The 26,924-nt window shown below is 44.9% G+C and carries 21 protein-coding genes and 1 pseudogene; 11 read left to right on the top strand and 11 right to left on the bottom strand.

Annotated elements, in window-relative coordinates; genetic code table 11:
* Positions 1 to 285 precede the first annotated feature (285 nt).
* Positions 286 to 1,404 carry an HD-GYP domain-containing protein gene (locus D829_RS0123715; RefSeq protein ID WP_017691401.1) on the bottom strand — a complete coding sequence of 373 codons (1,119 nt, stop codon included), beginning with the start codon at positions 1,402 to 1,404 and terminating at the stop codon, positions 286 to 288.
* A 224-nt stretch (positions 1,405 to 1,628) separates the two neighbouring features.
* Positions 1,629 to 4,193, bottom strand: coding sequence for a DNA gyrase subunit A (gyrA, locus tag D829_RS0123720; RefSeq protein WP_017691402.1), 2,565 nt, complete (start codon positions 4,191 to 4,193; stop codon positions 1,629 to 1,631).
* A gap of 426 nt (positions 4,194 to 4,619) precedes the next feature.
* Between gyrA and D829_RS31750 the strand changes: the two genes are divergently transcribed.
* Positions 4,620 to 5,567, top strand: coding sequence for a YheC/YheD family protein (locus D829_RS31750; RefSeq protein WP_017691403.1), 948 nt, complete (start codon positions 4,620 to 4,622; stop codon positions 5,565 to 5,567).
* An 86-nt stretch (positions 5,568 to 5,653) separates the two neighbouring features.
* Here the strand turns inward: D829_RS31750 and gyrB are convergent, their stop codons facing one another.
* The 9 genes and pseudogenes from gyrB to D829_RS0123770 all read right to left on the bottom strand — a co-directional run bounded on the left by gyrB (position 5,654) and on the right by D829_RS0123770 (position 16,158).
* Positions 5,654 to 7,564, bottom strand: coding sequence for a DNA topoisomerase (ATP-hydrolyzing) subunit B (gene gyrB, locus D829_RS0123730; protein WP_026081377.1), 1,911 nt, complete (start codon positions 7,562 to 7,564; stop codon positions 5,654 to 5,656).
* 144 nt (positions 7,565 to 7,708) lie between these two features.
* A complete protein-coding gene (locus tag D829_RS0123735) occupies positions 7,709 to 7,957 on the bottom strand; it encodes an extracellular matrix/biofilm biosynthesis regulator RemA family protein (protein ID WP_017691405.1) in 249 nt (82 codons plus the stop codon).
* A gap of 13 nt (positions 7,958 to 7,970) precedes the next feature.
* The gene (gene recF, locus D829_RS0123740; RefSeq protein ID WP_017691406.1) at positions 7,971 to 9,083 is read right to left on the bottom strand and encodes a DNA replication/repair protein RecF; all 1,113 of its coding nucleotides are present in this window, start codon (positions 9,081 to 9,083) and stop codon (positions 7,971 to 7,973) included.
* Positions 9,084 to 9,140: 57 nt separating this feature from the next.
* Positions 9,141 to 9,356, bottom strand: coding sequence for a S4 domain-containing protein YaaA (gene yaaA / locus D829_RS0123745; RefSeq protein WP_017691407.1), 216 nt, complete (start codon positions 9,354 to 9,356; stop codon positions 9,141 to 9,143).
* 16 nt (positions 9,357 to 9,372) lie between these two features.
* The gene (dnaN, locus tag D829_RS0123750; RefSeq protein WP_017691408.1) at positions 9,373 to 10,515 is read right to left on the bottom strand and encodes a DNA polymerase III subunit beta; all 1,143 of its coding nucleotides are present in this window, start codon (positions 10,513 to 10,515) and stop codon (positions 9,373 to 9,375) included.
* Positions 10,516 to 10,735: 220 nt separating this feature from the next.
* On the bottom strand, positions 10,736 to 12,082 hold the full coding sequence (gene dnaA / locus D829_RS0123755) for a chromosomal replication initiator protein DnaA (protein ID WP_017691409.1): 1,347 nt from the start codon (positions 12,080 to 12,082) through the stop codon (positions 10,736 to 10,738).
* Positions 12,083 to 12,952: 870 nt separating this feature from the next.
* Positions 12,953 to 14,500, bottom strand: coding sequence for a gluconokinase (gene gntK / locus D829_RS0123760; protein ID WP_017691410.1), 1,548 nt, complete (start codon positions 14,498 to 14,500; stop codon positions 12,953 to 12,955).
* 163 nt (positions 14,501 to 14,663) lie between these two features.
* Positions 14,664 to 15,272 (bottom strand): annotated as a pseudogene (locus D829_RS31755) (SLC13 family permease); the annotation flags it as partial.
* Positions 15,273 to 15,483: 211 nt separating this feature from the next.
* Positions 15,484 to 16,158, bottom strand: coding sequence for a GntR family transcriptional regulator (locus tag D829_RS0123770; RefSeq protein WP_017691412.1), 675 nt, complete (start codon positions 16,156 to 16,158; stop codon positions 15,484 to 15,486).
* Between the two features lie 577 nt (positions 16,159 to 16,735).
* Between D829_RS0123770 and rpmH the strand changes: the two genes are divergently transcribed.
* The 10 genes from rpmH (at position 16,736) to D829_RS0123825 (ending at position 26,771) form a co-directional block, all read left to right on the top strand.
* Entirely contained in the window at positions 16,736 to 16,870 is a 135-nt protein-coding gene (gene rpmH / locus D829_RS0123775) for a 50S ribosomal protein L34 (RefSeq protein WP_017691413.1), read from the top strand.
* 352 nt (positions 16,871 to 17,222) lie between these two features.
* Positions 17,223 to 17,573: a ribonuclease P protein component gene (rnpA, locus tag D829_RS0123785; protein WP_017691415.1), complete on the top strand. Its 351-nt coding sequence runs from the start codon at positions 17,223 to 17,225 to the stop codon at positions 17,571 to 17,573.
* 75 nt (positions 17,574 to 17,648) lie between these two features.
* On the top strand, positions 17,649 to 18,527 hold the full coding sequence (locus tag D829_RS0123790; RefSeq protein ID WP_017691416.1) for a YidC/Oxa1 family membrane protein insertase: 879 nt from the start codon (positions 17,649 to 17,651) through the stop codon (positions 18,525 to 18,527).
* Positions 18,524 to 19,225 (top strand): RNA-binding cell elongation regulator Jag/EloR, encoded by a 702-nt coding sequence (gene jag / locus D829_RS0123795; RefSeq protein ID WP_017691417.1) that lies wholly within the window; start codon positions 18,524 to 18,526, stop codon positions 19,223 to 19,225. The genes D829_RS0123790 and jag overlap by 4 nt, the downstream gene beginning before the upstream one ends.
* A gap of 211 nt (positions 19,226 to 19,436) precedes the next feature.
* Entirely contained in the window at positions 19,437 to 20,813 is a 1,377-nt protein-coding gene (mnmE, locus tag D829_RS0123800; RefSeq protein ID WP_017691418.1) for a tRNA uridine-5-carboxymethylaminomethyl(34) synthesis GTPase MnmE, read from the top strand.
* Positions 20,814 to 21,035: 222 nt separating this feature from the next.
* Positions 21,036 to 22,925 carry a tRNA uridine-5-carboxymethylaminomethyl(34) synthesis enzyme MnmG gene (gene mnmG, locus D829_RS0123805; protein ID WP_017691419.1) on the top strand — a complete coding sequence of 630 codons (1,890 nt, stop codon included), beginning with the start codon at positions 21,036 to 21,038 and terminating at the stop codon, positions 22,923 to 22,925.
* Complete coding sequence (rsmG, locus tag D829_RS0123810; protein ID WP_017691420.1) at positions 22,925 to 23,647, top strand: 16S rRNA (guanine(527)-N(7))-methyltransferase RsmG; 723 nt, start codon at positions 22,925 to 22,927, stop codon at positions 23,645 to 23,647. Before mnmG ends, rsmG begins: the two co-directional genes overlap by 1 nt.
* A 516-nt stretch (positions 23,648 to 24,163) precedes the next feature.
* On the top strand, positions 24,164 to 24,982 hold the full coding sequence (noc, locus tag D829_RS0123815; protein WP_017691421.1) for a nucleoid occlusion protein: 819 nt from the start codon (positions 24,164 to 24,166) through the stop codon (positions 24,980 to 24,982).
* A gap of 189 nt (positions 24,983 to 25,171) precedes the next feature.
* A complete protein-coding gene (locus D829_RS0123820; protein WP_024629525.1) occupies positions 25,172 to 25,933 on the top strand; it encodes an AAA family ATPase in 762 nt (253 codons plus the stop codon).
* Entirely contained in the window at positions 25,926 to 26,771 is an 846-nt protein-coding gene (locus D829_RS0123825) for a ParB/RepB/Spo0J family partition protein (RefSeq protein ID WP_017691423.1), read from the top strand. The genes D829_RS0123820 and D829_RS0123825 overlap by 8 nt, the downstream gene beginning before the upstream one ends.
* Positions 26,772 to 26,924: the final 153 nt, after the last annotated feature.

The following is a 26,924-nucleotide window of genomic DNA, read 5'->3' on the forward strand; positions in this document are numbered from 1 at the left end:
TCAGCAACTTTTATATCTTACCACATCCGAACCAACTTTGCAAGCTCTTTTTTTAAGTTTCTTTCGAAGCTTATTTCATTTGCTTGCCGCACCGTGTGAACCGTGTTTTCTTGGCCGGACTTAGAATATATCATGTACAGATTTACATTGCAAGTCTTTTTTTTATTAATTATAAATCTTTCTATAATCTTCGTAGTATATCTACATTCCCACCACATTTATCTCACTTAAAAGGCCTCTCTATAAAAGAAAGGCCCTCTCATCAAGTTACTTTAATATCTATTGTTATCCGATAACCTCTTGGATGTGAAGCTGCCGTTGCTGCATCAGGTTAATGATGGTTCCTTCTACTGACACCATAGGCCGTGTAGGATGATCTCGATCAGAGAATACGATCTCTCCAATTTGGTTATTGCTGAGTTTTACTCGAATGCCATTATGAATCTGAGTCGACCGTTGAACAAATACACTTACGATTGCAGGATCCAATTTCCCAAATGCCTCACTTTGGATCTGTTCTAGGACTAGGTATGGTGATTGTGCCTTGCGGTAGATCTTCTCCAGCGTCATGGCGTGGAAAATATCAGCGATAGCTACAATCTTGGCATAAATATGAATCTGCGTCCCACTAAGCTGCAACGGGTAGCCTGATCCATCCACTTTTTCATGATGCTGCAAAGCTGCAAGTCTGGCTCCCTCATTAATGGACTTTGCCTGTTTAAGGATCTGATAACCATACTTCGTATGCTGACGAATCTCTTCCTGCTCTGTAGCCGTCAACGTGGATGGTTTATGGAGAATCTGCGGATCTACCTTGTTGTTACCAATATCATGGAACAAACCTGCAAAAGCAACTTGCATCCAATCCTTGGAGGGGAGATCGATCCATTGAGCCAGTTGATAGGATGTGATCGCGCTCAGTACGGCATGGTGATATACATAATCATGTTCTTGCATTACTCGTGGACTGAAGGTAAGCACATTATATTGTTTGAGATGTGCAAACACAGCCTCCAACTGTGTACGTAACTCATAGACCGGTAATTCAGCCGCCAAAGAGGACAGGAAAGCATTTTTCGTTAGTCCGACCATCTTCTCATACTCATCCTGCAAAGACGTTACTACAGGAGTTGTGGTGACGTTCCCTGTCTTCCCTGCCCGTTCACCATTGTTGTCATTGGCAGAACTTCCTGCGGACACAGATGCACCTTTGGTTCCTGTACTACTCGACGCCATTCTTTCTTGTTCAATATCTACCTGTTGAATCATAAAGGCTCTGAGCACTTCCATATCCTTGGGTAAAATGACTTTTCCCTTCTGAAGCAGAACGTTGCCGCGAAGTGTTTGCACATCACTCCCAAGTTTGAGTCCTGGTTTGACTTTTGACAGGGTGATTAATCCCATGTGTATTCCCCTCACTCATCGTTCTTCTATGTTAATACAAACAAGACCATAGTCCCGGTTTTTCATGATATTTCCCATTATATTATTCAGGAATCAGGCTGTACATCCCAGATTCGGAAGAATAAAAAGAAGAGATTCCTTTATACAAACAAAAGGGCTCCCCGTGGGAGCCCTCGCAATCTTCTTCCAATCTCAAAGAGATCAGTCTTTATAAAATTCTATTCTTATGCTTCCGAACCGGAATCGTCGTCCTCAACTTCAGCATCAGCGTCCGCGTCAGAAACGGTGCCTTCTTCCAGGCTTAGTGCAGGAGCTTGGGTTTCCCCGCCTTCCAAGCCTTCAAGTGACTCATCGTCTGGTTCTTCTTCATTTTTGTCAATTCGGCTGACTGTAGCTACCGAATCCTCGTCACGAATATGAATCAGCTTCACACCCTGCGTGTATCGACCCATAGTGGATATGCCTTCCATGCTCATCCGGATCAACGTACCGCTAGACGTGATAATCATCAGATCCTCTTCGGTTTTAACCATTTTGAGGCTGACTACTGAGCCGTTCTTCTCTGTGACATTAATAGTCTTGATCCCTTTACCGCCACGAGTCTGCATCCGATAATCACTGACAGGTGTACGTTTACCGTAACCTTTGGCTGTAACGATCAGAACATCAAGCTCTTTATCAACTACATCCATGCCGATAACAGCATCCTGTTCATCCAATGTAATCCCCTTAACTCCGGTTGCACTACGTCCCATGGAACGTACGTTACCTTCCGAGAATCGAATAGACATTCCGTGAGCTGTACCCATGATGATCTCTTGCAATCCATCGGTCAGCTTAACATCGATCAGAACGTCATCATCACGTAAGGAAATACCGATCAAGCCACCTTTACGAATATTGGTGTAATCCTCAAGTGGCGTCTTCTTCACAACCCCTTGGCGGGTAGCAAAGAACAAGTATCTGTCACTTTCGAATTCCTGAACCGGAATTACGGCATTGACCGATTCGCCCTGCTCGATCTGGATCAGGTTGATAATCGGCGTTCCCCGTGCGGTACGTCCAAGCTCTGGAATCTCGTAAGCTTTGAGACGGTACACTTTACCTTTGTCGGTGAAGAACATGAGGTAGTTGTGAGAGTTGGTCACAAACAGATGCTCGACAAAGTCGGTATCTTTCGTATCCATTCCCACAACCCCACGTCCACCGCGTTTCTGGCTACGATATGTGGATACTGGCAGACGTTTCACGTAGCCTGTATGGGTAATCGTGATGATAACCTCTTCACGCGGAATCAGATCCTCATCCAGAATGCTTTCTTCACCTACAGTGATCTCTGTACGGCGATCATCGCTAAAGCGATCGCGAATCTCTTGCAGCTCCGTACTGATTATCTCAAGCACCAGATGCTCATTGCCCAGAATTTCACGATACTCCTTGATTTTAACCATCAGTTCGTTATATTCATTCTCAATACGTTCCCGTTCCAGACCTGTAAGGCGTTGCAAACGCATATCGAGAATGGCTTGAGCTTGATCATGACTGAGTGAAAAACGCTCAATCAACCCTTCTCTGGCTGCATCTGCATTGCTGGATGAACGAATTAATTTAATAATTTCGTCGATATGATCCAGCGCAATACGTAAGCCTTCCAGAATGTGTGCACGAGCTTCAGCCTTCTTCAGATCAAACTGCGTACGTCTGCGAATAACCTCAATCTGATGCTGCAGGTAGTGATACAACACTTCACGCAAGTTCAGAATTTTAGGTTCTTTATTAACAATCGCAAGCATGTTAATCCCAAAAGTGGATTGCATCGATGTATGCTTGTACAGGTTGTTCAGAACAACCCCCGGATTCACGTCTCTGCGGAGCTCAATCACGACCCGCATACCGTTACGGTCAGACTCATCACGAAGGTCTGTAATACCATCAATTTTTTTATCACGTACCAACTCAGCAATTTTCTCAACGAGTCTCGCCTTGTTCACCTGATATGGGAGTTCCGTAACGATAATACGGGCCTTGTTATTATTTTCTTCGATATTGGTTTTGGCCCGCATTGTTACAGATCCGCGTCCGGTCTGATACGCCTGGCGAATGCCTGAACGTCCCAAAATATAACCGGAAGTAGGGAAATCTGGCCCTTGAATGTAATCCATTAATTCCATGGATGTGATCTCGGGATTCTGAATCATCGCCTGTACGCCGTCAATGACCTCTCCCAGATTATGAGGAGGTATATTGGTTGCCATACCTACCGCGATCCCGCCGACACCATTCACAAGCAAGTTGGGGAAACGAGCTGGCAGAACGATTGGTTCGTGTTCTTCACCATCATAGTTCGGCTGGAAGTCAATCGTATCCTTGTTGATATCTCTGAGCATTTCCATTGCAATCTTGGACAGACGAGCCTCGGTATAACGCATAGCTGCTGCCATATCACCATCGACCGATCCAAAGTTACCATGCCCATCTATATGCATGTAGCGCAGGGAGAAATCCTGTGCCATCCGTACCATCGTTTCGTATACGGCAGAGTCACCATGCGGGTGATACTTACCGATAACTTCGCCGACGATTCTGGCTGATTTTTTATGTGGTTTATCGGGTGTCATGCCGAGCTCTGACATCGCGTAAAGAATACGCCGGTGAACCGGCTTCAATCCATCACGCACGTCAGGTAAGGCACGGCTAACGATGATGCTCATCGCATAATCCATAAACGATTCACGCATCTCGACGCCTATATCCCGATCTGTAATCTGAGAGTTCATTTCTTCCGCCATGCTGGACCTCCTTCTTGTCCTTCAACAAACGTTCCATTCCGTCATGCAAAAAAGTTGATTATATGTGAAAAGCCTAACAAGGCTAAAACCGCGCAAGAACGCTACTCTTTATTATATTACTTTCACAAAAGTTACACAATTAAACGTCCGCTGGGCAATAGCCTTTCTTCCGGGAACTTCTGCGTGTCTGGGGATACGCCCTGCCTTCCTCCCCAATTGCACATACAATGCTAGAAAAAAGGCATATGTACTGTGCCTACCGAGGCTAAAGCCATTCCCGTCCTACGATCAAACTGCAAATTGTGCAGCTCATCGCACAAAACGCCATATTTCTCTATTATACCACTGAAATCGTCTCTTGTCCTTTGATTTCTCCGTGTCTTTCCCTCTTTAGAACTGAACAAAACATGAAAGGACTGATGAATCTTGGGTATCCAACGCGTCTCCAGCAAATGGGCCAAAACAGCTGTGTTACAACGCAGTCGCATTGTGAATGAATATATCCCAGTGACCCGAAAATATAGCCGTCAAACTTTGGAACGAATGACTGAATTATTTGAGTCAAACTATATCAAACCGGACCGTGGTACTTACGGTAATGGCGTTATGCGGGTGAAAACAACCCGTTTATACGAACCTATTGTTAATTCCGAAGATTCCACCACAGATGCAGAGGTTTCGGAAGAAACCAATGATCGGAACCTGGCTGATGAACCCGAAGCAAGTGCTGTTACCTCCAGAGCTACCTATCTCACAACAACATATCAACTCCAATACGGTACAGAGGAGAGATCATTTCATTCCCTGGACGAACTCGAACGAGCACTGAATGATCGCATTCAGGAACGTGATTATATCATTCAACAGGGAATCTCGCTGATGAAGCATGGAGATTTGCCTTTTGACTTGCGTGTGTTAACTCAGAAGAATCTGCAACACAACTGGGAAACAACAGGTATTCTGGGACGTGTTGCTGCGCCAGGCAAAATCATCACCAACATTCATGGCGGTGGGCGATTGGCCACGTTTGAAGAACTCGTACTCCCCCATCTTCACCAGGATGGCTTCAAAAAACTTCGCACTGAGCTTTACCGCTTAGGTGTTCATACCGCTGTGCAATTGCAAACATCATTTCCAAGACTCAAAGAGATTGGTATAGATATTGCGCTAGACGAAGCAGGGCGTCCCTGGATTCTTGAAGTCAACACACTGCCAGGCATTTACGCCTTTGGCTTATTACCGGACAAGGAGACGTACCGGAAGATCAAACGCTATGCAATTGCGTACGGTCGTTTGCCCTCCAAAAAGAGTAAGAGTTCTCGTCCATCCCCCAAAGCACAGGCCTCGTCTACCAAAAAACGTGTACGTCGATAACAAAGGGATACAAAAGTCTACTGCTTCCTATTTCGTGATTCCAATAATATAAAAAGGCGCCCTCGCAGGCGCCTCTTCGAATATCGTTAAATGTCGAGGTTTTTCACGTATTTCGCATTTTCCTGAATAAAGTCACGACGCGGTTCAACGTTATCCCCCATCAAGGTGTCGAACATGGTATCGGCAAGTATGGCATCATTGATCGACACTTGCATCATGGCCCGGCTTTCCGGATCCATCGTCGTTTCCCATAATTGTCCGGCATTCATCTCACCGAGACCTTTGTAACGCTGAATGTTGAATTTCGCATTTTCGCCGAGCGTAGCAATAATTTCATCACGCTCTTTCTCGGAACCGGCATAGCGAATCACTTTGTTACGCTCAATCTTGAACAATGGCGGCTGAGCAATATATACATAGCCTGCCTCAATGATTTTACGCATGTACCGATACAGGAATGTCAGCAACAGTGTTCGGATATGAGCACCATCGACATCGGCATCGGTCATCAAAATGATTTTGTGATAACGGGCTTTGGCAATATCGAAGTCATCACCAATACCTGTACCCATCGCCGTAATAATTGCTCTAATCTCGGCATTACCCAATATCCGGTCAAGACGAGCTTTTTCCACGTTCAAAATCTTACCACGCAACGGCAAAATCGCTTGGAAATGACGATCCCGGCCTTGCTTCGCTGATCCGCCTGCAGAGTCACCTTCGACGATGTACAATTCACTGATTGAAGCATCCTTGGATGAACAGTCTGCCAGTTTACCTGGAAGTGAGCTTACTTCGAGTGCACCTTTACGACGTGTCAGTTCACGGGCTTTACGGGCAGCCTCACGCGCACGTGCTGCTTGCAGCCCTTTTTCCAAAATACGACGGGATACGGAAGGATTCTCTTCCAGAAATTCCTGCAGCTTCTCGGCAAACAAGGATTCGACAATACCACGCACTTCGCTGTTTCCCAGCTTGGTCTTCGTCTGTCCTTCAAATTGCGGTTCCGGAATCTTGACCGAAATAATGGCCGTCAAACCTTCACGCACGTCATCTCCGGAAAGGTTCCCCGTGCTGTCCTTGATTACACCCGCCTTACGAGCATAGTCATTGATGATCCGTGTAAGGGCACTCTTGAAACCTGATTCGTGCGTTCCGCCCTCATGCGTGTTGATATTGTTCGCGAAGGAATAGATATTCTCGGTGTAGTTGTCATTGTATTGCAGGGCAACTTCCACCTGGATGTTATCTCTGGAACCTTCAACGTAAATTGGATTCTCATGCAGTACTTCGCGCTTCTGGTTCAGGTAGGAGACGTATTCGATAATGCCGCCTTCGTACATGAAAGAGTTGGTTGCACCGGTACGCTCATCCGTCAATGTAAGACCGATGCCCTTGTTCAGGAATGCCAGCTCACGAATCCGGGCAAGCAAGATGTCATATTCGAACACTCTTGTTTCCGTGAAAATTTCAGGATCTGGATGGAATCTAACCGTTGTTCCCGTTTCTTCTGTTGTACCAATCGTTCTCAGATCATATTGTGGAACACCACGGCGGTATTCCTGTTGATACACCTGGCCATCAACCTTAACTGTAACAATGACTTTCGCTGATAGAGCATTGACGACCGATACACCTACCCCATGTAGACCACCGGATACTTTGTACCCACCACCGCCAAATTTACCACCAGCATGCAGAACAGTCATAACAACCTCAAGCGCAGGACGTTTCATTTTGGCATGTTCGCCGACAGGAATCCCCCGCCCATTATCGACTACAGTGACGCTGTTATCTTCATGAATAGTAACTTCGATATGATCACAATAACCTGCGAGTGCTTCGTCAATACTGTTGTCCACTACTTCCCAAACGAGATGATGCAGACCTCTGGCACTGGTGGAACCAATATACATCCCCGGTCGTTTACGTACGGCTTCCAGCCCTTCAAGTACCTGAATTTCATCTGCACCATATGACGGTTGATTCATAGACATGCTTTCACCTACTTCTATAGATTCAATATCGTAAATATGCGTTAACTAAGAATGTTTGCTGAAATAGGCAACGTCCTTCATTTCAGCCAGCTATCCAAATTTAAAGACAAGCAGCAAAAGAGACATCTTTTATGCCACACAACGCTAGAGATCAGGAAAAATGTGAGCCCGCTTCTTCAGCGTGGCTGAGGAAATAGGCGAGTAGTACACAATGTTTTTGGTCACCACAATGGACTTGGCTTCCTCTTCGCCGATGTGTTCCACTGTTTTTTCCTGCTCGGCATGCGTGACATACTGCTTGGAGATCTTTGAGGATTTTTCAATCGATATATCAAAAATAGCGACCAATTCGGAAGAACGGATGATCTTCTCACCGCCCAGATGAATGTACATAAGCCCTCACTCCTTAGCGTTCAACCTGTCCGGCATGAACGTGATAAATACTGGCATCTTTGAGCTTGTCAACGTTCAGGCTCTCAATCCCCGTAGCCGTAATAAAGGTTTGCACCTTGCTCTGGAACGTTTCGATCAGCTGCGTCTGGCGAAAAGGGTCCAGCTCGGACAGAACATCATCCAGCAACAGAACTGGATATTCTCCGATTTCTTCATGAATCAGTTCAATTTCCGCAAGTTTAAGGGACAACGCCGTTGTGCGCTGCTGCCCCTGCGAGCCATATGTTTGTACTTCCCGATCGTTAATGAAAAAGGACAGGTCATCCCGATGCGGCCCACTAAGGGTTGTGCCTCGGCGAATCTCCTGCTCTTTCATTTGTGATAATTTTATCATAAATTGGTCCATTAAGACAGCTTCATCTTCCTCAGCGGCTTCGCTGAAGGAAGGAAGGTAGGCCAGCCGCAAGACTTCTCCGCCTCCGGTGATCCCCTGATGAATCGTTTCTGCCCACTTTTGCAGTTTCTTTATGAATTGTTTCCTTTTTTTGACGATTTTAACACCATGCTCAACCAGTTGTTCGTTCCACACCTCAAGCATGGTCTGGGCCGATGCCCCTTTTCCCCATAACTGCTTAAGTAAATTGTTTCGTTGGACGAGCACTTTTTGATATTGCTGCAGATGATACAGGTAGCCTGGTGCAACCTGTCCGATCTCCATGTCAAGAAACCGGCGGCGGACCCCCGGTGTGCCTTTTACAATCTCCAGATCCTCCGGTGCAAACATCACAACATTGAGCGCTCCGACAAAATCACTTAACTTGCGCTGCTCCAAGCCGTTAATCTTTGCTTTTTTGCCTTGTTGCGACAAAGATAGTTCAAGCTTGACCGATCCGTACTTTTTGTCGACCTCTGCTGCAAGTCTGGCACGTTCCTCACCGAAACGAATTAACTCCTTGTCACGGGATGTACGGTGGCTCTTGGTGAGTGCAAGTACAAAAATCGCCTCTGCAAGATTGGTCTTGCCTTGGGCATTTTGCCCGATCAACAAGTTTACGGGACCAAAAGAATCCAGTCTCAGATGTTCATAATTGCGGAAATTCTGCAGATCAATGCTGTTCACAAACACGCGGTAACCTCCCTTTTATCCCGTCCGTCAGGAGGCAGCAGGATCGAACTGGTCTTCTTATTCTGCAGCAACTTCGTATGTGCCTTCTCCGTCCACTTCAACGATATCCCCAGGGTATAACTTACGTCCCCGGCGTTCCTCAGGCTCTTTATTCACACGTACAAGACCTTCCTGAAGCAGAGCTTTGGCCATACCTCCAGTTGGGATGCAATCAGCCAATTTCAAAAATTGATCAAGCTTAATATATTCCGTACGAATCGTAACTTGGTTCACTGTGATCTTCCTTTCGTTAGTTGGTCGTCCGATATGGCAATATCACGTAAAGGCTGTGACTGTCATCCAGCGGTTTCAAGATAATTGGACTCATGACTCCTGTAAAAGCGATCATCAGCTGCTCACTTTCAACAACTTTCAGCACATCCAGCATGTATTTGGAGTTGAACGAGATTTTTAACGGATCTCCTGTAAACTCGGCAGGTTCGATTTCTTCTCTTACTTTACCTAGCTCGGAAGAGCTTGAAGAAATTTCAACGGATCCTGAATCCATCGTCTGCATACGCACGATGTTTGTTTTCTCTTCACGCGACAGCAAATAAGCCCGGTCAATGGATTCGCTTAATTTTTTTGTATCTAAAACAAGTTCTGTTTTGTATGACGTTGGAATAATTCTAGAAGTATCCGGATATGTTCCGTCCAAAATACGGGAGTAGAACAATACACGGTCGATTTTGAACAGGACCTGATTATCTGCAACAACGATATCGACAAGGGTATTTTGATCCGGAACGATTTTGCTGAGCTCGTTCAGCGTTTTACCGGAAATGACCACGTTGTTGAAGCGGATACCTTCTGCATTATCCAGCATTGCTGATCGAGTAGCAAGACGGTGACGGTCTGTTGCCACAAATTTCAATTCGTTGTCACCCAAACTCCAGAGTACACCTGTCAGGATTGGAGTAGTCTCATGTGTGGAAATCGAGAAGACGGTTTGTTTGATCATATTTTTCAGCAAATCTCCTGGAATGGAGACCGTTTGGTTTTCTTCGATGCTTGGCAGTACCGGGAATTCTTCCGGATCAAGACCTACCAGTTGAATCTCGGTAGCACCTGCGGAGATAAAGGTGTTGAAGTTCTCTTTGACTTCCATGTGCACTTCCTGTGATGGCAGCTTCTTAATGATCTCCACAAAAAACTTGGCTGGCAAAACTACACTGCCGGGTTGATCTACCTGAACTACGCTTTTATCTCCATCTTCAAGCGGGATGAAGGATTGAATGGATATATCGGTGTCACTTGCTGTCAACGTTACACCTTGATGATTCACGTCGAATTTGATACCGCTCAGAATCGGAATCGTTGTACGGCTCGAGATCGCTTTGGATACTTGCTGTATGGAATCGTTTAAGTAGTTTTTCATTATGCTGATTTTCATGGTTTCACTCCTAGCTGATTTTTTGGGTGTTGGGGTGTTAAAAGGCGTTTTTCGAAGGCCGAAGGCTAAGCTCCGAAATGGCTATTTTGGAGATGATATCTTTAAGATCTTTTTAGTAATAATAGTAATAGGGGCACTGAATATGTGGATAAGTGGGTATAAACCCGTACACCCAAGCCTATCCACATGTGTATACGTTGTGCATAGGCTTGGGACTTGTTCAGGTTGGATTCTTTATTTTTTCGGTTAAGTTGTTGATAACTTTATAGAGATCCTGATCGATTTTAATCGCTTGGGATATTTTTTCGTGCGCATGTATGACAGTGGTGTGATCTCGTCCTCCGAATGCTTCTCCGATTTTGGGCAGAGAAAAGTCTGTCAGTTCACGAGAGAGATACATGGCAATCTGTCTTGGGAAGGCAACTGCCTTGGTCCGTTTCCGTGCTTTGAAATCTTCAAGCTTAAGGCTATAATACTCGCCGACCTTTTGTTGGATGTCATGAATAGTGATCATTTTGGGACGACTGGAAGGAATGATGTCCTTCAGTGCTTCAGCTGCCAGATGAGTGGTTACATCTTGATTAGTCAGCGAAGAATAAGCAACGACCCGAATCAGGGCACCTTCCAGTTCACGTATGTTGGTGTCAATCTGGTTGGCAATGTACATCATCGCTTCATTCGGAATATCCAGGTTCTCCGCACGTGCCTTTTTACGCAAAATAGCGATCCGTGTCTCCAAATCTGGAGGCTGGATATCCGTAATTAACCCCCATTCAAAGCGAGAACGAAGTCGTTCTTCCAGTGTCGGAATTTCCTTCGGTGGTCTGTCGCTGGAGATGATAATCTGTTTCCGTTCCTCATGCAGCGCATTAAACGTATGGAAAAATTCCTCTTGTGTCGATTCTTTTCCCGCCAAGAACTGAATATCATCAATGAGCAGAATGTCGACGCTCCGGTATTTGTTACGGAAGCTTTCCCCGCGGTTGTCACGGATCGAGTTAATGAATTCGTTTGTGAATTTCTCAGACGACAAATAAACGACTTTGCTGCCCGGATCATGCTCCAGAACATAATGTCCGATCGCATGCATCAAGTGAGTTTTACCGAGTCCTACTCCTCCATACAGAAAGAGAGGATTGTAAGCTTTGGCGGGCGCTTCAGCGACCGCCAGCGATGCGGCATGGGCAAAACGGTTGCCCGGCCCGATGACAAATGTATCGAACGTATATTTCGGATTCAACATGCTAAGCACCGCTTCTTCCTTTACAACAGTCGGCGTTGGCGCCGGCTGTTGTGGGTCCGGTTCAGCAGGTTTGTTCTCTTCGATGACAAATTTCACATCGACTTGTTTGCCAAGCAGCTCGTATACCGTCGAGCCAACCAATTTGGTGTAACGGCTCTCCAGCCATTCGACGGCAAACGTGGTTGGAGCGGAAATGACGATTGAACGGTCATTCAGCTTGGTTGCTTTGGTTGCTTTGAACCAGGTGTCAAAGCTGGGTTTGCTGAGTTTGTTTTGTATAATTGATAAAATTTGCTGCCATAAATCAGAAGTATGGCTGTCCACAGACTGTCACTCCTTTTACATGTTCCAAGTGTGGCTTAAGCCATGATGCAGTGTCGAAATACGAGATATATTGTTGAATTTATCCCCAAACCCCCGCAGGTCGAAAACAAAAAAAGTCTGAACAACTGAAAATTGTTCACAACTTTATCCACAGGCTGTTGATAATATTATGAGTCAGATCACATATTCACATCCAAAAGTAATACAATCATAGCAAAAGAAGCCTCGCATTTCAACGTATCGTGTGATTTTATCCACAAATTCAATAACTTGTGTATAATTTTTAGTCACAACACAATATATTGTTTATAAACTGTTTAACTTTCGACAGAATGACCCAAAAACCAAAAATTTTTTATCCACAGGTTATCCGTCAAATGATGCAAATTGTGTGTGAAAGTATTCTTGGTTTGTGAATAACCTGTCTGTGGATAACCGTGTAGTGAAAATGAAGCATGATCGAGATCGGAAAAAGAGTGACCTCTCACCCTCGTGTTTTTCTTGCCAATGGGACGATGATGAAATCCACGAATTCAGTGTCAGGATGGGAGACGGAGAGGGGAGTAAACTCATGCCTTTAATTGAATAAGATCAGTGGTGTGTTTTCTGAGCAGATGATAATTCTGTGATGGCAATGTATAAGAATAATGGACATGGATGACTTCATTTTGAGACATATGTAATCTAAATTATCAGGAACAAGAGGTAAGCTGATGCTCGAATATGGAGGTTGAAGTATATGAATGTATGATATGAATCCAAAGGACATTTTATGAATTTATATCAAAAGAGGGTGTCCCCTGAAACCGATTTTTGGTTTCAGGGGACACCCTCTTTTTTTGGTGCAGAGACGTAGTATGGATTGATGATTTAGAGACGGGGAAGGGACATCTTACGCTGGAATTCAGCGATATCTGCGTATTCCTCTTCCAGTTTGCGAGAGATCCGAATAAAGATGGGCAGCAGCTCTTGGTAGAGTACAGCATTCTCTTTGACAGGGGTATGCCGATGCGTTGTACCCACCATGGAAGAAACGGCATGAAGCGATTGGATCCGCCCTGTAGCGTACAAACCAAGCACGACGGCACCCAGACAGGAACTCTCGAAGCTCTCGGGTACAACCACTTCCTGATTGAAGATATCGGACATCATCTGGCGCCAGAGAGGAGAACGGGCGAACCCACCTGTGGCTTGAATGGAGGTAGGTTGCCCAATCTGTTCTTCCATGGCGAGCAGTACCGTATATAGGTTGAAAATAACCCCTTCCAGGACAGCACGGATCATATGCTCTTTCTGGTGATGGAGTGTTAAGCCAAAAAAGGAACCACGGGCATCCGGATTCCATAAAGGGGCACGTTCGCCCGAAAGGTACGGATGAAACAGAAGTCCTTCCGATCCCGGCCGGACACGTTCGGCAATTTTGGTCAGAACATCATAGGAATTGATGCCGAGTCGCTTCGCTGTCTCCACTTCAGACGCGGCGAATTCATCCCGTACCCAACGAAACAGCATGCCACCGTTATTCACAGGTCCACCAATGACCCAAAGATTCTCTGTGAGGGCATAACAGAAGGTTCGACCTTTGGGATCGGTAACCGGACGGTCCACGACAGTGCGAATGGCCCCGCTGGTTCCGATGGTTGCTGCGACAACACCAGGTTCAATGGCGTTTACGCCGAGATTGGATAAAACCCCATCACTTGCGCCAATAACAAAGGGCGTGGAGGGGGAGAGAGCCATTTTTTCAGCCGATTCGTGATTCATTCCTTCTAATATATGTGTTGTAGGTACGAGCTTCGAGAGATGGTCGGGTGTAATGCCTGCAATCTCAAGGGCCTCTGCGTCCCAGTCCAGTTGTTCCAGATTGAGCAAACCTGTGCAGGATGCGATGGAATGGTCGACGACATATTGTCCGAATAGACGGAAGAATAGATATTCTTTAATCGAAATAAATTTGGCGGTGCGCTCAAAAAGTTCAGGTTCATCGTGGCGCAGCCACATTAATTTGGTCAGCGGTGACATGGGATGGATCGGTGTACCTGTGCGCAGGTAGATGCGATGGCCCAATCCATTCTCTTGCAGCTGGGCAGACCAAGCTGCACTTCGATTATCCGCCCAGGTGATGCAACGGGTTAAGGGTTTGTTATCCTGTCCCATGGCAATGACACTATGCATAGCCGAGCTGCAGGATACAAACAGGATCTGCTCGGCAGCAACACCACTCTGATCCATGACTCCTTGCACAGAGCGGAGGGCTGCTTGCACAATCTCTTCAGGGTCCTGTTCGGCAACATCGGGTGCAGGGGTGTACAAAGGATATTCCTGCGTTGAGGTACTGACGACGGAGCCTTGCTCGGTAAATAACACGGATTTGGTACTGGTGGTACCAATATCGATCCCAATCATATAGTTGTTCATGTATTTAATCCTTCTTTCTCCAGAAAGCGATGAGATTTAATTTCTTTCTACTATAGAGAGTCCATTTATACCACTGTACTCAGGAGCAAAATAAAGATCAGTCCGACTACGGACAATAGTGTTTCCATAACGGTCCACGTTTTCAATGTCTGGGAAACGCTCATACGGGACCTGCAATAATCGCTGTAGGAATACCAACAATAAGAGAGTACAAAATGGTTTTACCCAGATCCGCGCTGAAGGCTTCAATTGCTATCATTGGCGCCGGGTGTGGTGGAACCAAACCGTGTACAGTCGACAGACCCGCCAAAATGGGAATACCAATCTGCAGCAAAGACATGTTGGTTTTACGTGCAACGGTAAAAATGATGGGGATCATCAAAATCAAGCCAACTTCGAAGAAAACGGGAATACCAACGATAAATCCAACAATCATCATGGCCCAGTGCACACGTTTCACACCAAACCGATCAACCAATGTAGTTGCAATGCGCTCGGCACCGCCAGATTCGGCCATCATCTTACCAAGCATTGTACCGAGAGCAATAACAATTGCGATGGTTCCAAGTGTGCCTCCAAGTCCCCCGGTAATGGAAGAGATCACATCGGCAGGTTTCATGCCTGTAAGCAAACCGAGCATTAATGCGGACAACAGCAGGGTGATAAAGGGATTCCATTTATACTTGGAGATCAAAACGATCAGAAAAACGATCGCAATTAACGTCCAAACTAATAATGTTGCGTTGTGGGATAGTCCAAAAAGAGTGCTCATGATGTTGTGTGCTCCTTTATTTCTGATATAGAACGCTTACAAGTGAAATTATCGTCAACAATTAAAGTTGTGCCCATACTGAAGAAGAGGTGTTGGCGAAAAATGTAGTTTTATCATCCCAAATTTGAAACAAAATCGCATTTTGTATACTTGTCGACAAGTTAAGCTGCAATCATTCACGACGGATATGATTGCAAACGCCTTGCACCGATTAGGAATCAAAGCTTTCGTGCAGGGTTTTGCCGGAATCTTGAAAATACGTGCGGACTCCAGCCTGAATGAGCATCTTGTCACCTGATTCAAGTGCTTCAACGAGCAAACGATGTTTCTCAATTACAGCGCTTACTTTCTGCTCGCCTTGAACAAATACTCTGCGCGTCGTGAGCAGCATAACGGTCATCACAACATATCGAATACTCTTCCATAGATGTGAAATACGGGAATGCTGGGCAGCTTCAATGATGGTTTCGTGGAAAACGAGATCCTGATAGGCGAATTCGACGGCGTCCTGATGCCGTCCAGCAAGTTGCATTTTGTCGATCACGTTACGCAACTGGGTGATTAATGATTCTGGGACATCACCAGCAAGTCGCTGCTGCACAAAACTTTCAATCAGGAAACGGACATCATACAATTCTTCGACATCCTTGATTCGTAGTCCAATGACAACGACACCCATACGTTCAAGTCGAATAAGACCTTCATTAGACAATGTTCGTAACGCTTCACGGACAGGTGAACGACTGCTGTCAAAATCAGCCGCAATTCGATTTTCCGACAAAATTTCTCCAGGACGAAGGGTACCGCTAATGATCCGCAGCCTTAATTCGCAGGCAATAGCTTCACCACGGGAAGCTCCTTGGAGCCAGGAAGAAGGAAATAACATATGGCTAACGCTCCTATTAATAAGTAATCAGTTCATTACTGATCATAGCATAACTATTTTGCGGACTGGACATTCAGTTCAATCCATAGTCTGTAGCTACAAGCTAACGGCTAATTGTTTTTTTCAAAGGACTACTTGTATACAAGATGTGATTTTTATCCTACACCTTTCTCAAAAGCTTGTAAACCTTAATTGAAGCGGATACAACCTGAATAGAATTCGACGATATTAATAGCTTATAATCATTATCCACATGTGAATAACTTTAAACAGGATGTAATGAAGGAGATAACAGGTATTGGAGGGTGTGGATAACTAAAAACGCTGAAATATGGTGATCTGATCAGGGTCTGGGGATAACTTTCAGGACTCTCTTCGGGGCTTGATCATGGTGTTGAAGTGAACGGACTGTGGTCATTACTATGGGTGGGATGGAGAGCGTATATAAAAGAGGGAGAAGCCTTGCGCCTTGCAGTTGACTTTTCCAGGTGGTCATGGTTAAATATATAAAGGTGTTTTCTGTGAAGATGAAAGTGATTCATCACATAAGTATTTCCTTGTGAGGAGGTGCAATACATTGAGACCTACATTCAAACCGAACGTTAGCAAACGTAAAAAAGTTCATGGTTTCCGGAAAAGAATGAGCACGAGCAACGGCCGTAAAATTTTGGCCGCACGTCGCCTTAAAGGCCGTAAAAACCTGAGTGCTTAATGCATTGAAGACCACCGAGGTGGTCTTTTTTTTCTTAATTAGCTCAAATCAGACTGGATGCTGCTACAGATCAGGTCTGAATGGTCTGCGAAAAAGTGCTGAATATACACGATGTATGTTGAGTGAGTTTTCCATTTTTCGAAAACTTACCTTATATAATGATGAACGTTTATTCAAGTAACCGTTCAACAATCATCCGGGATGATTGTTTGCTCAGTTTAAGTAGCTGGCCAACAATCATCCAAATGAAGTTGTCGCCAAGACGGTTTACCGTCATTCAAGAAAGCCTATACTAAATCAGTAATGAGGCCTCCGTCAATAACATTGGTGGAGAACAGCAAGGAGAAGCGCCGTGTATAAAAGACTGCGTCTACGAAACCGGGCGGATTTTAGCCGCGTATACCGGTATGGAAAATCGTTTGCCAATCATCAATTCGTGGTGTATGGCTGCCGCCGTAAAGATACGGAACAATTTCGAGTGGGCGTATCATGCAGCAAGAAAATCGGAAACGCTGTCGTACGCAACCGGATGAGACGCATGATTAAGGAAATTGTTCGTCATCATGAGCATGAGATCGTCACGCAGATGGATCTGATTTTTATCGTCAGAAAAGGTGCACTGGACATGCCCTATAAGGAAATGGAAAAAAGCCTGCTACACGCGATGCGTAAGGGCTCTCTTTTGAAGTCGGGCAAGCGGTAAGCTTCGGTTTATTTGTCCTCCTAATTATGGTATGATTTTACGATGGAATGGATTGGTTAAGAGAGGGGTTATGAAGTGTCGCGATTGAAGACATCAAAGGGGAAGTGGATTCTCCTCATTGCAGTCATTGCAATGGTCACTGTACTCGCCGGATGTACTCCACAAGGAGCCGGGGTTACAACGGAAGATCTGAAGAATAGTGATTCTTTTTGGCAAGCTAATGTTATTTACTGGTTCTCACTGGCGCTCGATACATTCGCCAACTGGTTCAACGGTGAATATGGACTGGCCGTCCTCGTGATGGTGCTTATTGTACGGACATTGATTTTACCATTAACAATGAAACAAGTCCGTAGCTCCAAAGCTATGCAGGCAATTCAGCCGCAGCTGAAGGAGATTCAAGCCAAGTTTAAAGATACACCTGAGAAAGTTCAGCAAGAAACGATGAAGTTGTTCCAGGAGAACAAAGTTAATCCGATGGCCGGTTGTCTGCCACTTATCATTCAGATGCCGATTTACATCGCACTTTATAACTCAATTTACGGAAACTCCAGTCTGAGAACGCATGATTTCTTGTGGCTCCAGCTCGGATCACCCGATCACCTGTTTATTTTGCCAGTGCTGGCCGCTATTACAACATTCATTCAAACATGGATGATGATGCGTATGAACCCTGCACAGCAAGTGGGACCGATGCAGTTTATGCTGTGGGTGTACCCGATTTTGATCTTCGTGATGTCTTATCAGTTCCCGTCAGCGCTTCCGCTGTACTGGTTCTACAGTAACATCTACACGATCGTGCAAAACTATTTCCTTTACCGGAATAATGATAAAATCGTGGCTGAGGTCAACGTGAAGCAGAATAGCTCTTCCAAAAATGGAGCTAAACGCAAAAACGGTGGCAAAGCGACCGTCTCTGGAAAAGGGTCGAAAGGGGCCAAAAAATCGAAATGACCAAAGTCATTACGTCAGGAAAAACCGTTGAAGATGCTGTAAACCAAGGATTGACCGAGCTTGGCGTAAGTCGGGACAAGGTCGAGATACAAGTGTTAGAGCAGCCGTCAAAAGGATTCCTGGGTTTGTTCGGGGTGAGGGCGGCCAAAGTTGAAGTGAAATTATTGCCTGTACCGGAAGTTGTTCCACAGCCGATCAAACCAGCTGCATACAAACCTGAAGTAGATGCATTACTTGAGGATGTCGCAGCTAAAAATCCCTATGAAGAAGCGGCTGCTTTCTTGAAAGAGGTCGCAGCAGGTATGGGACTGGATGTTGAAGTGCATATCAAAAAACAGCGGGATGGACATATCTTCAATATTGCCGGCGAAGATCTGGGCATGATTATTGGCAGACGTGGACAGACGCTGGATGCGCTTCAGTATCTAACGAACATTGTAGCGAACCGATATTCGGAAAGCTTCGTTCGAATTGTGCTCGACGCGGAGAATTTCCGTCAACGTCGGCGGAAGACACTGGAGGATCTGGCTGAACGGTTGGCTGGACAAGCAATCCGTACCGGTAAGGAAGTTGTACTGGAACCAATGCCTCCGCTCGAACGAAAAGTCATCCATGCAAAACTGCAAAATCACCCGCAGATTAAGACGTTAAGTAAGGGCGAGGAGCCTAATCGGCGTGTGGTTATTACGACGAAATAACACGAAATTGAAGACGCAATGGCTTCCTGCCCGGTGCAGAAGCCATTGCTTTTTTCGTACAGAAGCAATTTGATAAGGTGCTTAGAACAAGTAAAGAGTGAACTTAATACGATAAGTGACATGTCATATGATATATCATTAATAGATTTGAAAATGGATATGGCGTCCCCCGAGGGGCGGCAATTTTAAAATAGAGCAAGGAGAGATAACCATGATCAGTGATACGATCACAGCGATATCAACGGCTGTCGGAGAGGCGGGTATCGCCGTGATCCGGGTCAGCGGCCCGGAAGCAGTGTCGGAGACGGAAAAGATTTTTCGCAGCAAAACCCCTTTAACTCATGCAGCATCTCATACGGTTCATTATGGTCATATCATAGATCCTGTTAATGGGGAGAAGATCGAGGAAGTGCTGGTAACAGTCATGCGAGCACCACGCTCGTTCACAACAGAAGATGTGGTGGAGATCAGTGCGCATGGCGGTGTAGTGTCTGTAAAACGGGTCATGGACCTGTTGTTGCAGCTTGATATTCGTCTGGCTGAACCTGGTGAGTTCACGAAGCGTGCTTTCCTTAATGGGCGGATTGACCTGTCTCAGGCTGAAGGTGTCATGGATCTTATTCGTTCCAAATCGGACCGGGCTTTCTCGGTTGCATTGAAACAGGTTGAAGGCAAACTTTCTTCCAAACTGCGTGATCTACGATATACATTGGTGGAAACACTGGCTCATATTGAAGTGAATATCGATTATCCCGAGCATGATGTGGAGTCGTTAACGTCTGATTTTATTAAAGAAAAGTCTAGTCAGGTTATGACTGAAATTGATAAATTGCTGACTACAGCAGAGCAAGGTAAGATCCTGCGAGAAGGTATCACGACGGCTATCGTTGGAAGACCTAACGTGGGTAAATCCTCATTGATGAATACACTGGCTCAAGATAATCGAGCTATCGTCACGGACATTCCAGGAACAACTCGTGATGTAATTGAAGAGTTTATTACGATTAATAATATCCCGCTCAAGTTGCTTGATACGGCAGGAATACGGGAAACGATGGACGTTGTAGAGAAGATCGGGGTAGAACGTTCTCGTTCTGCGGTAAGTGAAGCCGATCTGATCCTGATGGTTGTGAATGCTGCTGAGCCACTTCATCCCGATGAGATTGAATTATTGGAACAAATCCGCGGTAGACAATCGATAATCATTATGAATAAAATGGACTTAACGCCACAGGTAGAACGTGACGTGCTGCTTCGTTACATTCCGGAAGAACGGCTTGTGCCGATGTCAGTGAAAGATGATCTGGGTGTGGATCGGCTGGAAGATGCCATCTCTACGCTATTCTTCAGTGGTAAACTGGAGTCCGCAGACCTGACCTATGTCAGTAATGTGCGTCATATTGCTTTGCTCAAAAAAGCGAAGCAGTCCCTGGTTGATGCCTATGAAGCAGCAGAACAGTTCATTCCGATCGATATGATTCAGATTGATGTTCGTTTGGCGTGGGAGCATTTGGGCGAGATTGTTGGAGATACAGCACATGATGCATTAATTGATCAGATTTTCTCCCAGTTCTGTCTAGGAAAGTAAAAATAATATACTGCCGATTGACTTAGATCGTAGTGTATGATAGAAAGGTACAATTTCTGCCTGTTGTCAAAGGATGGAATGATGTTGTAGCCATTACGTGTTGGTTTCATATAGATAGGAATGCAAGTTCCGATGAACGGTTAGAAGTAGTTTCATGATTGTAGAACGTGATCCGCCTGTGTGAGTTACACCAAATGCAGCGGAATAAGGAGGTAAACGGGAATGGCTTTTGATGGCGGCAGTTATGATGTAATCGTCGTTGGTGCAGGACATGCTGGTGTGGAATCCGCGCTGGCCGCAGCTCGTATGGGGTCCAAAACACTAATGATTACGATCAATCTGGACATGGTGGCCTTTATGCCTTGTAACCCATCTATTGGGGGACCGGCTAAAGGACATGTTGTCCGTGAGATTGATGCACTTGGTGGAGAAATGGGACGGAATATCGATAAAACCTTTATTCAGATGCGGATGCTTAATACAGGTAAAGGACCTGCTGTTCACGCGCTTCGTGCTCAGGCAGATAAATTCTCATACCAGCATAAAATGAAGGAAACGATGGAGAATGAACGTAATTTGACGATGCGTCAAGGTATGGTTGATCGCCTGATCGTTGAAGACGGAAAGTGTGTAGGAGTTGTGACTCAGACCGGAACAGAGTATCGGGCCAAAGCAGTCGTTCTGACAACAGGCACATACTTGCGCGGCAAAGTGATCATGGGTGAGTTGATGTATGAGAGTGGACCAAACAATCAACAACCCTCTCTTAAATTGTCAGAGAATCTGCGTGAACTGGGCTTTGATCTGGTTCGTTTCAAAACAGGTACACCACCACGTGTGCATAAGGATACGATTGATTTTAGCAAAACCGAAATTCAGCCTGGAGATGACAAGCCGAAGTTCTTTTCCTATGAGACAGAATCTTCCGATAATGAGCAACTGCCTTGCTGGTTGACGTATACATCTGTGGAAACACATCAGATTATTAATGATAATCTGCATCGTGCTCCGATGTTCTCGGGTCTTATTGAAGGAACCGGACCACGCTATTGCCCTTCCATTGAAGATAAAATTGTTCGTTTCAGCGACAAACCGAAACATCAGATTTTCCTGGAGCCGGAAGGCAAGAACACATCCGAGTATTACGTACAGGGGTTGTCTACGAGTATGCCAGAAGACGTTCAACTGGCTATGCTGCGTTCAATTCCAGGTATGGAAAAAGTGGAAATGATGCGTAATGGTTATGCGATTGAATACGATGCGATGGTGCCTACACAATTGTGGCCTTCACTGGAAACTAAACGTCTACCAGGTCTGTTTACGGCGGGTCAGATTAATGGTACCTCCGGCTATGAAGAAGCAGCAGGACAAGGTGTTATGGCTGGAATCAACGCTGCACTCAAAGTACAGGGGAAAGAGCCGGTAATACTGGATCGTTCCCAAGGTTATATTGGCGTGCTGATTGATGATCTGGTAACAAAGGGTACAAATGAACCGTATCGTCTGCTGACTTCACGTGCCGAGTATCGTTTGTTGCTTCGTCATGATAATGCAGATATGCGTTTAACGGAAATCGGACATGATATTGGCCTGATCCCTGAAGATCGTTATGCCAAATTCCTGGATAAAAAGGCGAAAGTCGAGCAGGAAGTCGCGCGTCTGAAAGTGGCTAAAGCTCGCCCGGTTGAAGTGAATGCCAAGTTGGAAGAGTACGGATCTACACCTATTCAGGATGGTAGTACGTTGCTTACCTTGCTGCGTCGCCCGGAGCTAGGGTATGAACTGATTGAACAGATCTCACCATCTGAGGTAGAACTGACAGCAGATATGAAAGAACAAGTCGAAATACAAATTAAATATGCGGGTTATATTGAGAAACAATTGATCCACGTGGAACGTTTGCAAAAGATGGAGAAAAAGAAAATCCCGGACACCATCGTATATGATGAGATTCATGGTCTTGCTATGGAAGCCAAGCAGAAGCTTGCTACGATTCGTCCAATCTCGATTGGTCAGGCTTCTCGTATTGCTGGGGTTACTCCTGCCGACATCTCCATTCTGCTGGTCTACCTGGAGCATTATAACCGTGTAACCGCAGCAAGGGGACAATAATGGACGATATTCAACAGCAACTGCAGCGGCGCTTAAAGAAACATGGATTAGAGCTGGGAGAACTCCAATTGGAGCAATTCGAACTGTATTATCAGGAGCTGGTATCCTGGAATGAAAAGATGAATCTGACCGGAATTACGGATCGTGAGCAAGTGTATACCAAGCATTTCTATGATTCGGTATCGCTGGCCTTTTATACAGACATGACCAAAGTGAATAAGTTTGCTGACATTGGATCTGGAGCGGGTTTTCCTGGATTGCCACTGAAAATCTGTTTCCCGCACATTAAGCTGACGATCATTGATTCATTAAATAAACGGATTGGCTTCCTACAGCATGTGGTAGATATCCTTGGCCTGACAGACGTGGAGTTGGTCCATGGACGTGCTGAAGAGATTGGACGCAAAGAAGGGTATCGTGACAGCTACGATCTCGTTACGGCGCGTGCAGTAGCCAAGCTGGCTGTGCTAAATGAATTCTGTCTTCCTTTTGTTCGTAAAAGTGGAATATTCGCTGCCATGAAGGGTGGAGATCCGCGTGAAGAAATGAAGGAAGCGGAGTTCAGCTTCAATCAGCTGAAAGGACGGGTTAAGGCTGTTCATCCATTCCAGCTGCCGGTTGAAGAATCAGAGCGTCATATCATTCTGATTCAAAAATTTGATAAGACACCATATAAATATCCGCGCAAACCAGGTACTCCAATGAAGACTCCGCTGATATAGTTGCTGGATGGTTTTGAAATCAGTCAAAACAAAATAGAATTTTAGACATAGATAAAGAGAATGTTTCACGTGAAACATTCTCTTTTTTTTGTTTTCTGAAATGGAGGACTGGATTAACATTACAGATACTCTGTATTACATATGTCTTAAAGAACCCTGTAATGATGAATTTTATGCACAGTAGCTCAGGAACATTTTCAGGAATTCAATGTGTACAAGTCGTCATATTTTCAATATTCACAAAGAAAAAGCAGGAAAATTAGCAGAGTTTAAAGAATAGGTAATCATAGGATTATGATAGAAAAGATGATAGAATAGAAGTATCCGATCCTGGGTCACAGCGATCATAGATTATATGTATAGATAGATGGATATGCGTTCGATGTTGCATGACAGGAAGCGTTATGAAAGGCAAAACTTATTCCAAGAACGATGCATGTGAAGGGTCGCTTATTGAATAAGAAGCACCTGCAAAGACTGTGGGAGCTATTACGAAACTAGGTGGTAATCTGCGGAATGAAAGAACAATTTTCGAAGTTGTTTGGTTTGGCGGAGCGCAATAACGGAGATGAGATCAAACAAATTCCGGTTAATGAAATTGTGAGCAGCCCATATCAACCCCGTACTATTTTTGATGATGATAAAATTGATGAGTTGTTGCAGACGATCAAAACACATGGCGTAATTCAGCCTATTGTCGTGCGCGTGCGAAATGGATCATATGAGATTATTGCCGGGGAACGTCGCTGGCGTGCAGTTCGAAAACTCGGTTTGGATACCATTCCAGCCATTGTGCGTGAATTTAATGATTCACAGGCTGCATCTATTGCACTCATTGAAAATCTTCAACGTGAAGGGTTGACCTCCATTGAAGAAGCAGTTGCTTATCAGAAGCTGATCGACTTGCATCAACTGACACAGGAGAGCCTTGCACAACGATTAGGTAAAAGCCAGTCTACCATCGCGAACAAAATTCGGTTGTTAAATCTTCCGGATGGAATCAAGATGGCACTGATGGAACGCAAAATTTCTGAACGGCATGCAAGAGCATTACTTTCTCTCGATACGGAAGAACTGCAGATGAAGTTGCTCGGCGAGATTATCGAGAAAGAATTGAATGTGAAACAGACAGAGGTACGTGTTGCCTTCTACAAGGAATCTTCCAAGATCAAAAAAACTAGACGTGTTTCTTTTACCAAGGACGTAAGACTTGCACTTAATACGATTCGCCAATCCATTGATATGGTAACTGGCTCCGGTCTGGACATCAAAACAAAAGAAGCAGACCATGAGGATCATTATGAGATCGTTATCCATATTCCAAAACGCAAATAATTGAAGCTTATGGCGGCAATGGGCCGCTTTTTATGTCTATAAAGCAAGTTAGGTCTGACATTTTTAAAGAACGGTCGGTATATTGATGGAACGGTAGTTGTTGTTTGTGTGGACGATAGCCGCCTGCTTTTTGTTAACAATATCTCACAACCTACAGAAAAGACTCCTATTTTATTTGAGGTGAAGTAATTGTCTAAGATTATGGCCGTAGCAAATCAAAAGGGCGGTGTGGGGAAAACGACGACATCTGTTAACTTGGGTGCAGGACTGGCTTCACTCGGGAAAAGAGTATTGCTTGTCGATATTGACCCTCAGGGGAATACAACCAGCGGAGTCGGAATCAATAAAGCAGATGTGGCTAATTGTATATATGATGTCATTATTAATGAGGTTCCTCCTCAAGAAGCGATTGTGGAGACTCAGATTGAAGGACTTCATATCATACCTGCAACGATTCAGCTTGCCGGAGCCGAGATCGAATTGGTGTCCACGATATCACGGGAAGTTCGCCTGAAAAAATCACTCGCCATGGTGAAAAAAAACTATGATTACATACTGATCGATTGTCCACCATCTCTTGGTATGTTAACGATCAATTCGTTGACTGCTTCCGATTCGGTGATCATTCCGATACAGTGTGAGTATTATGCACTTGAAGGATTAAGTCAGTTGCTCAATACGGTTCGTCTGGTACAGAAACATCTGAATACATCCCTGCAGATTGAAGGGGTATTGCTAACGATGTTTGATGCGCGGACCAATCTGGGGATTCAGGTTATTGAAGAAGTGAAAAAGTATTTTCAACAAAAAGTATATCAAACGATTATTCCGCGTAACGTACGGCTTAGTGAAGCACCATCTCATGGTCAATCCATTATTACGTATGACCCTCGTTCAAGAGGGGCGGAAGTGTATTTAGAGCTCGCAAAGGAAGTGATTTCTTATGAGTAAGCGGCTTGGAAAAGGTCTTGATGCCCTCATTCCTTCGCTTTCAATTAATGACGATGATAAAGTCGTAGAAATCCCGATTAGTCAACTGCGGGCTAACCCCTATCAACCACGTAAAGTATTTGATGAGGGCGCAATACATGAACTGGCTGAGTCCATTCGTCAGCATGGTGTCATACAACCCATTATTGTTCGTCCTGTATTACGAGGTTATGAGATTATTGCCGGAGAACGACGGTTCAGAGCTTCGCAATATTGTGGTAATGCCACGGTACCTGCTGTAGTTCGCAACTTCAGTGATCAGCAGGTAATGGAGATTGCGTTGATTGAGAATCTGCAACGGGAGAATCTGAACGCCATGGAAGTTGCAGTTGCTTATCAGGGGTTAATGGATCAATTCGCGTTGACTCAGGAAGAGTTGTCTGTAAAAGTAGGTAAATCACGTTCTCACATTGCTAACTTCTTGCGTCTGTTATCATTGCCCGAAGAAGTAAAAGACCATGTTTCACGTGGAACATTATCAATGGGACATGCACGTGCAATCGTGGGTGTGAAGGACGAGGTTGTGGTGAAGCAACTTGCCAAACAAACCATTGATCAGCAATGGAGTGTACGTGAGTTGGAGGAAGCTGTTCAACAACTGGATCGTTCCAAAACAGGTGAGGCTAAAGCCAAATCGAAGTTAAAAAAGAAAGATCCATTCATTGATACATTGGAAGAATCTCTGCGTGAACGTTTCAAAACAACAGTGAAAATCAAGCACAATAAAGATAAAGGTAAAATTGAGCTCAACTACTACAGTCAACAGGATCTGGAACGGCTATTGGAATTGTTACAATAACAGTCGGGTCTAAGATTCATTAACAACATGCGGGGCTTACTCATGTCATGACATATCGCCTCTGTACCATGGAGAAACGATATGTCATTCTTTGTTTATAGGGTTATATGTGCAATATGTGCAGGCGAATTATTAATTTATGGGACAGAGGTG

Origin of the sequence: Paenibacillus sp. PAMC 26794, assembly GCF_000316035.1 — a bacterium.
Taxonomy (GTDB): domain Bacteria; phylum Bacillota; class Bacilli; order Paenibacillales; family Paenibacillaceae; genus Paenibacillus.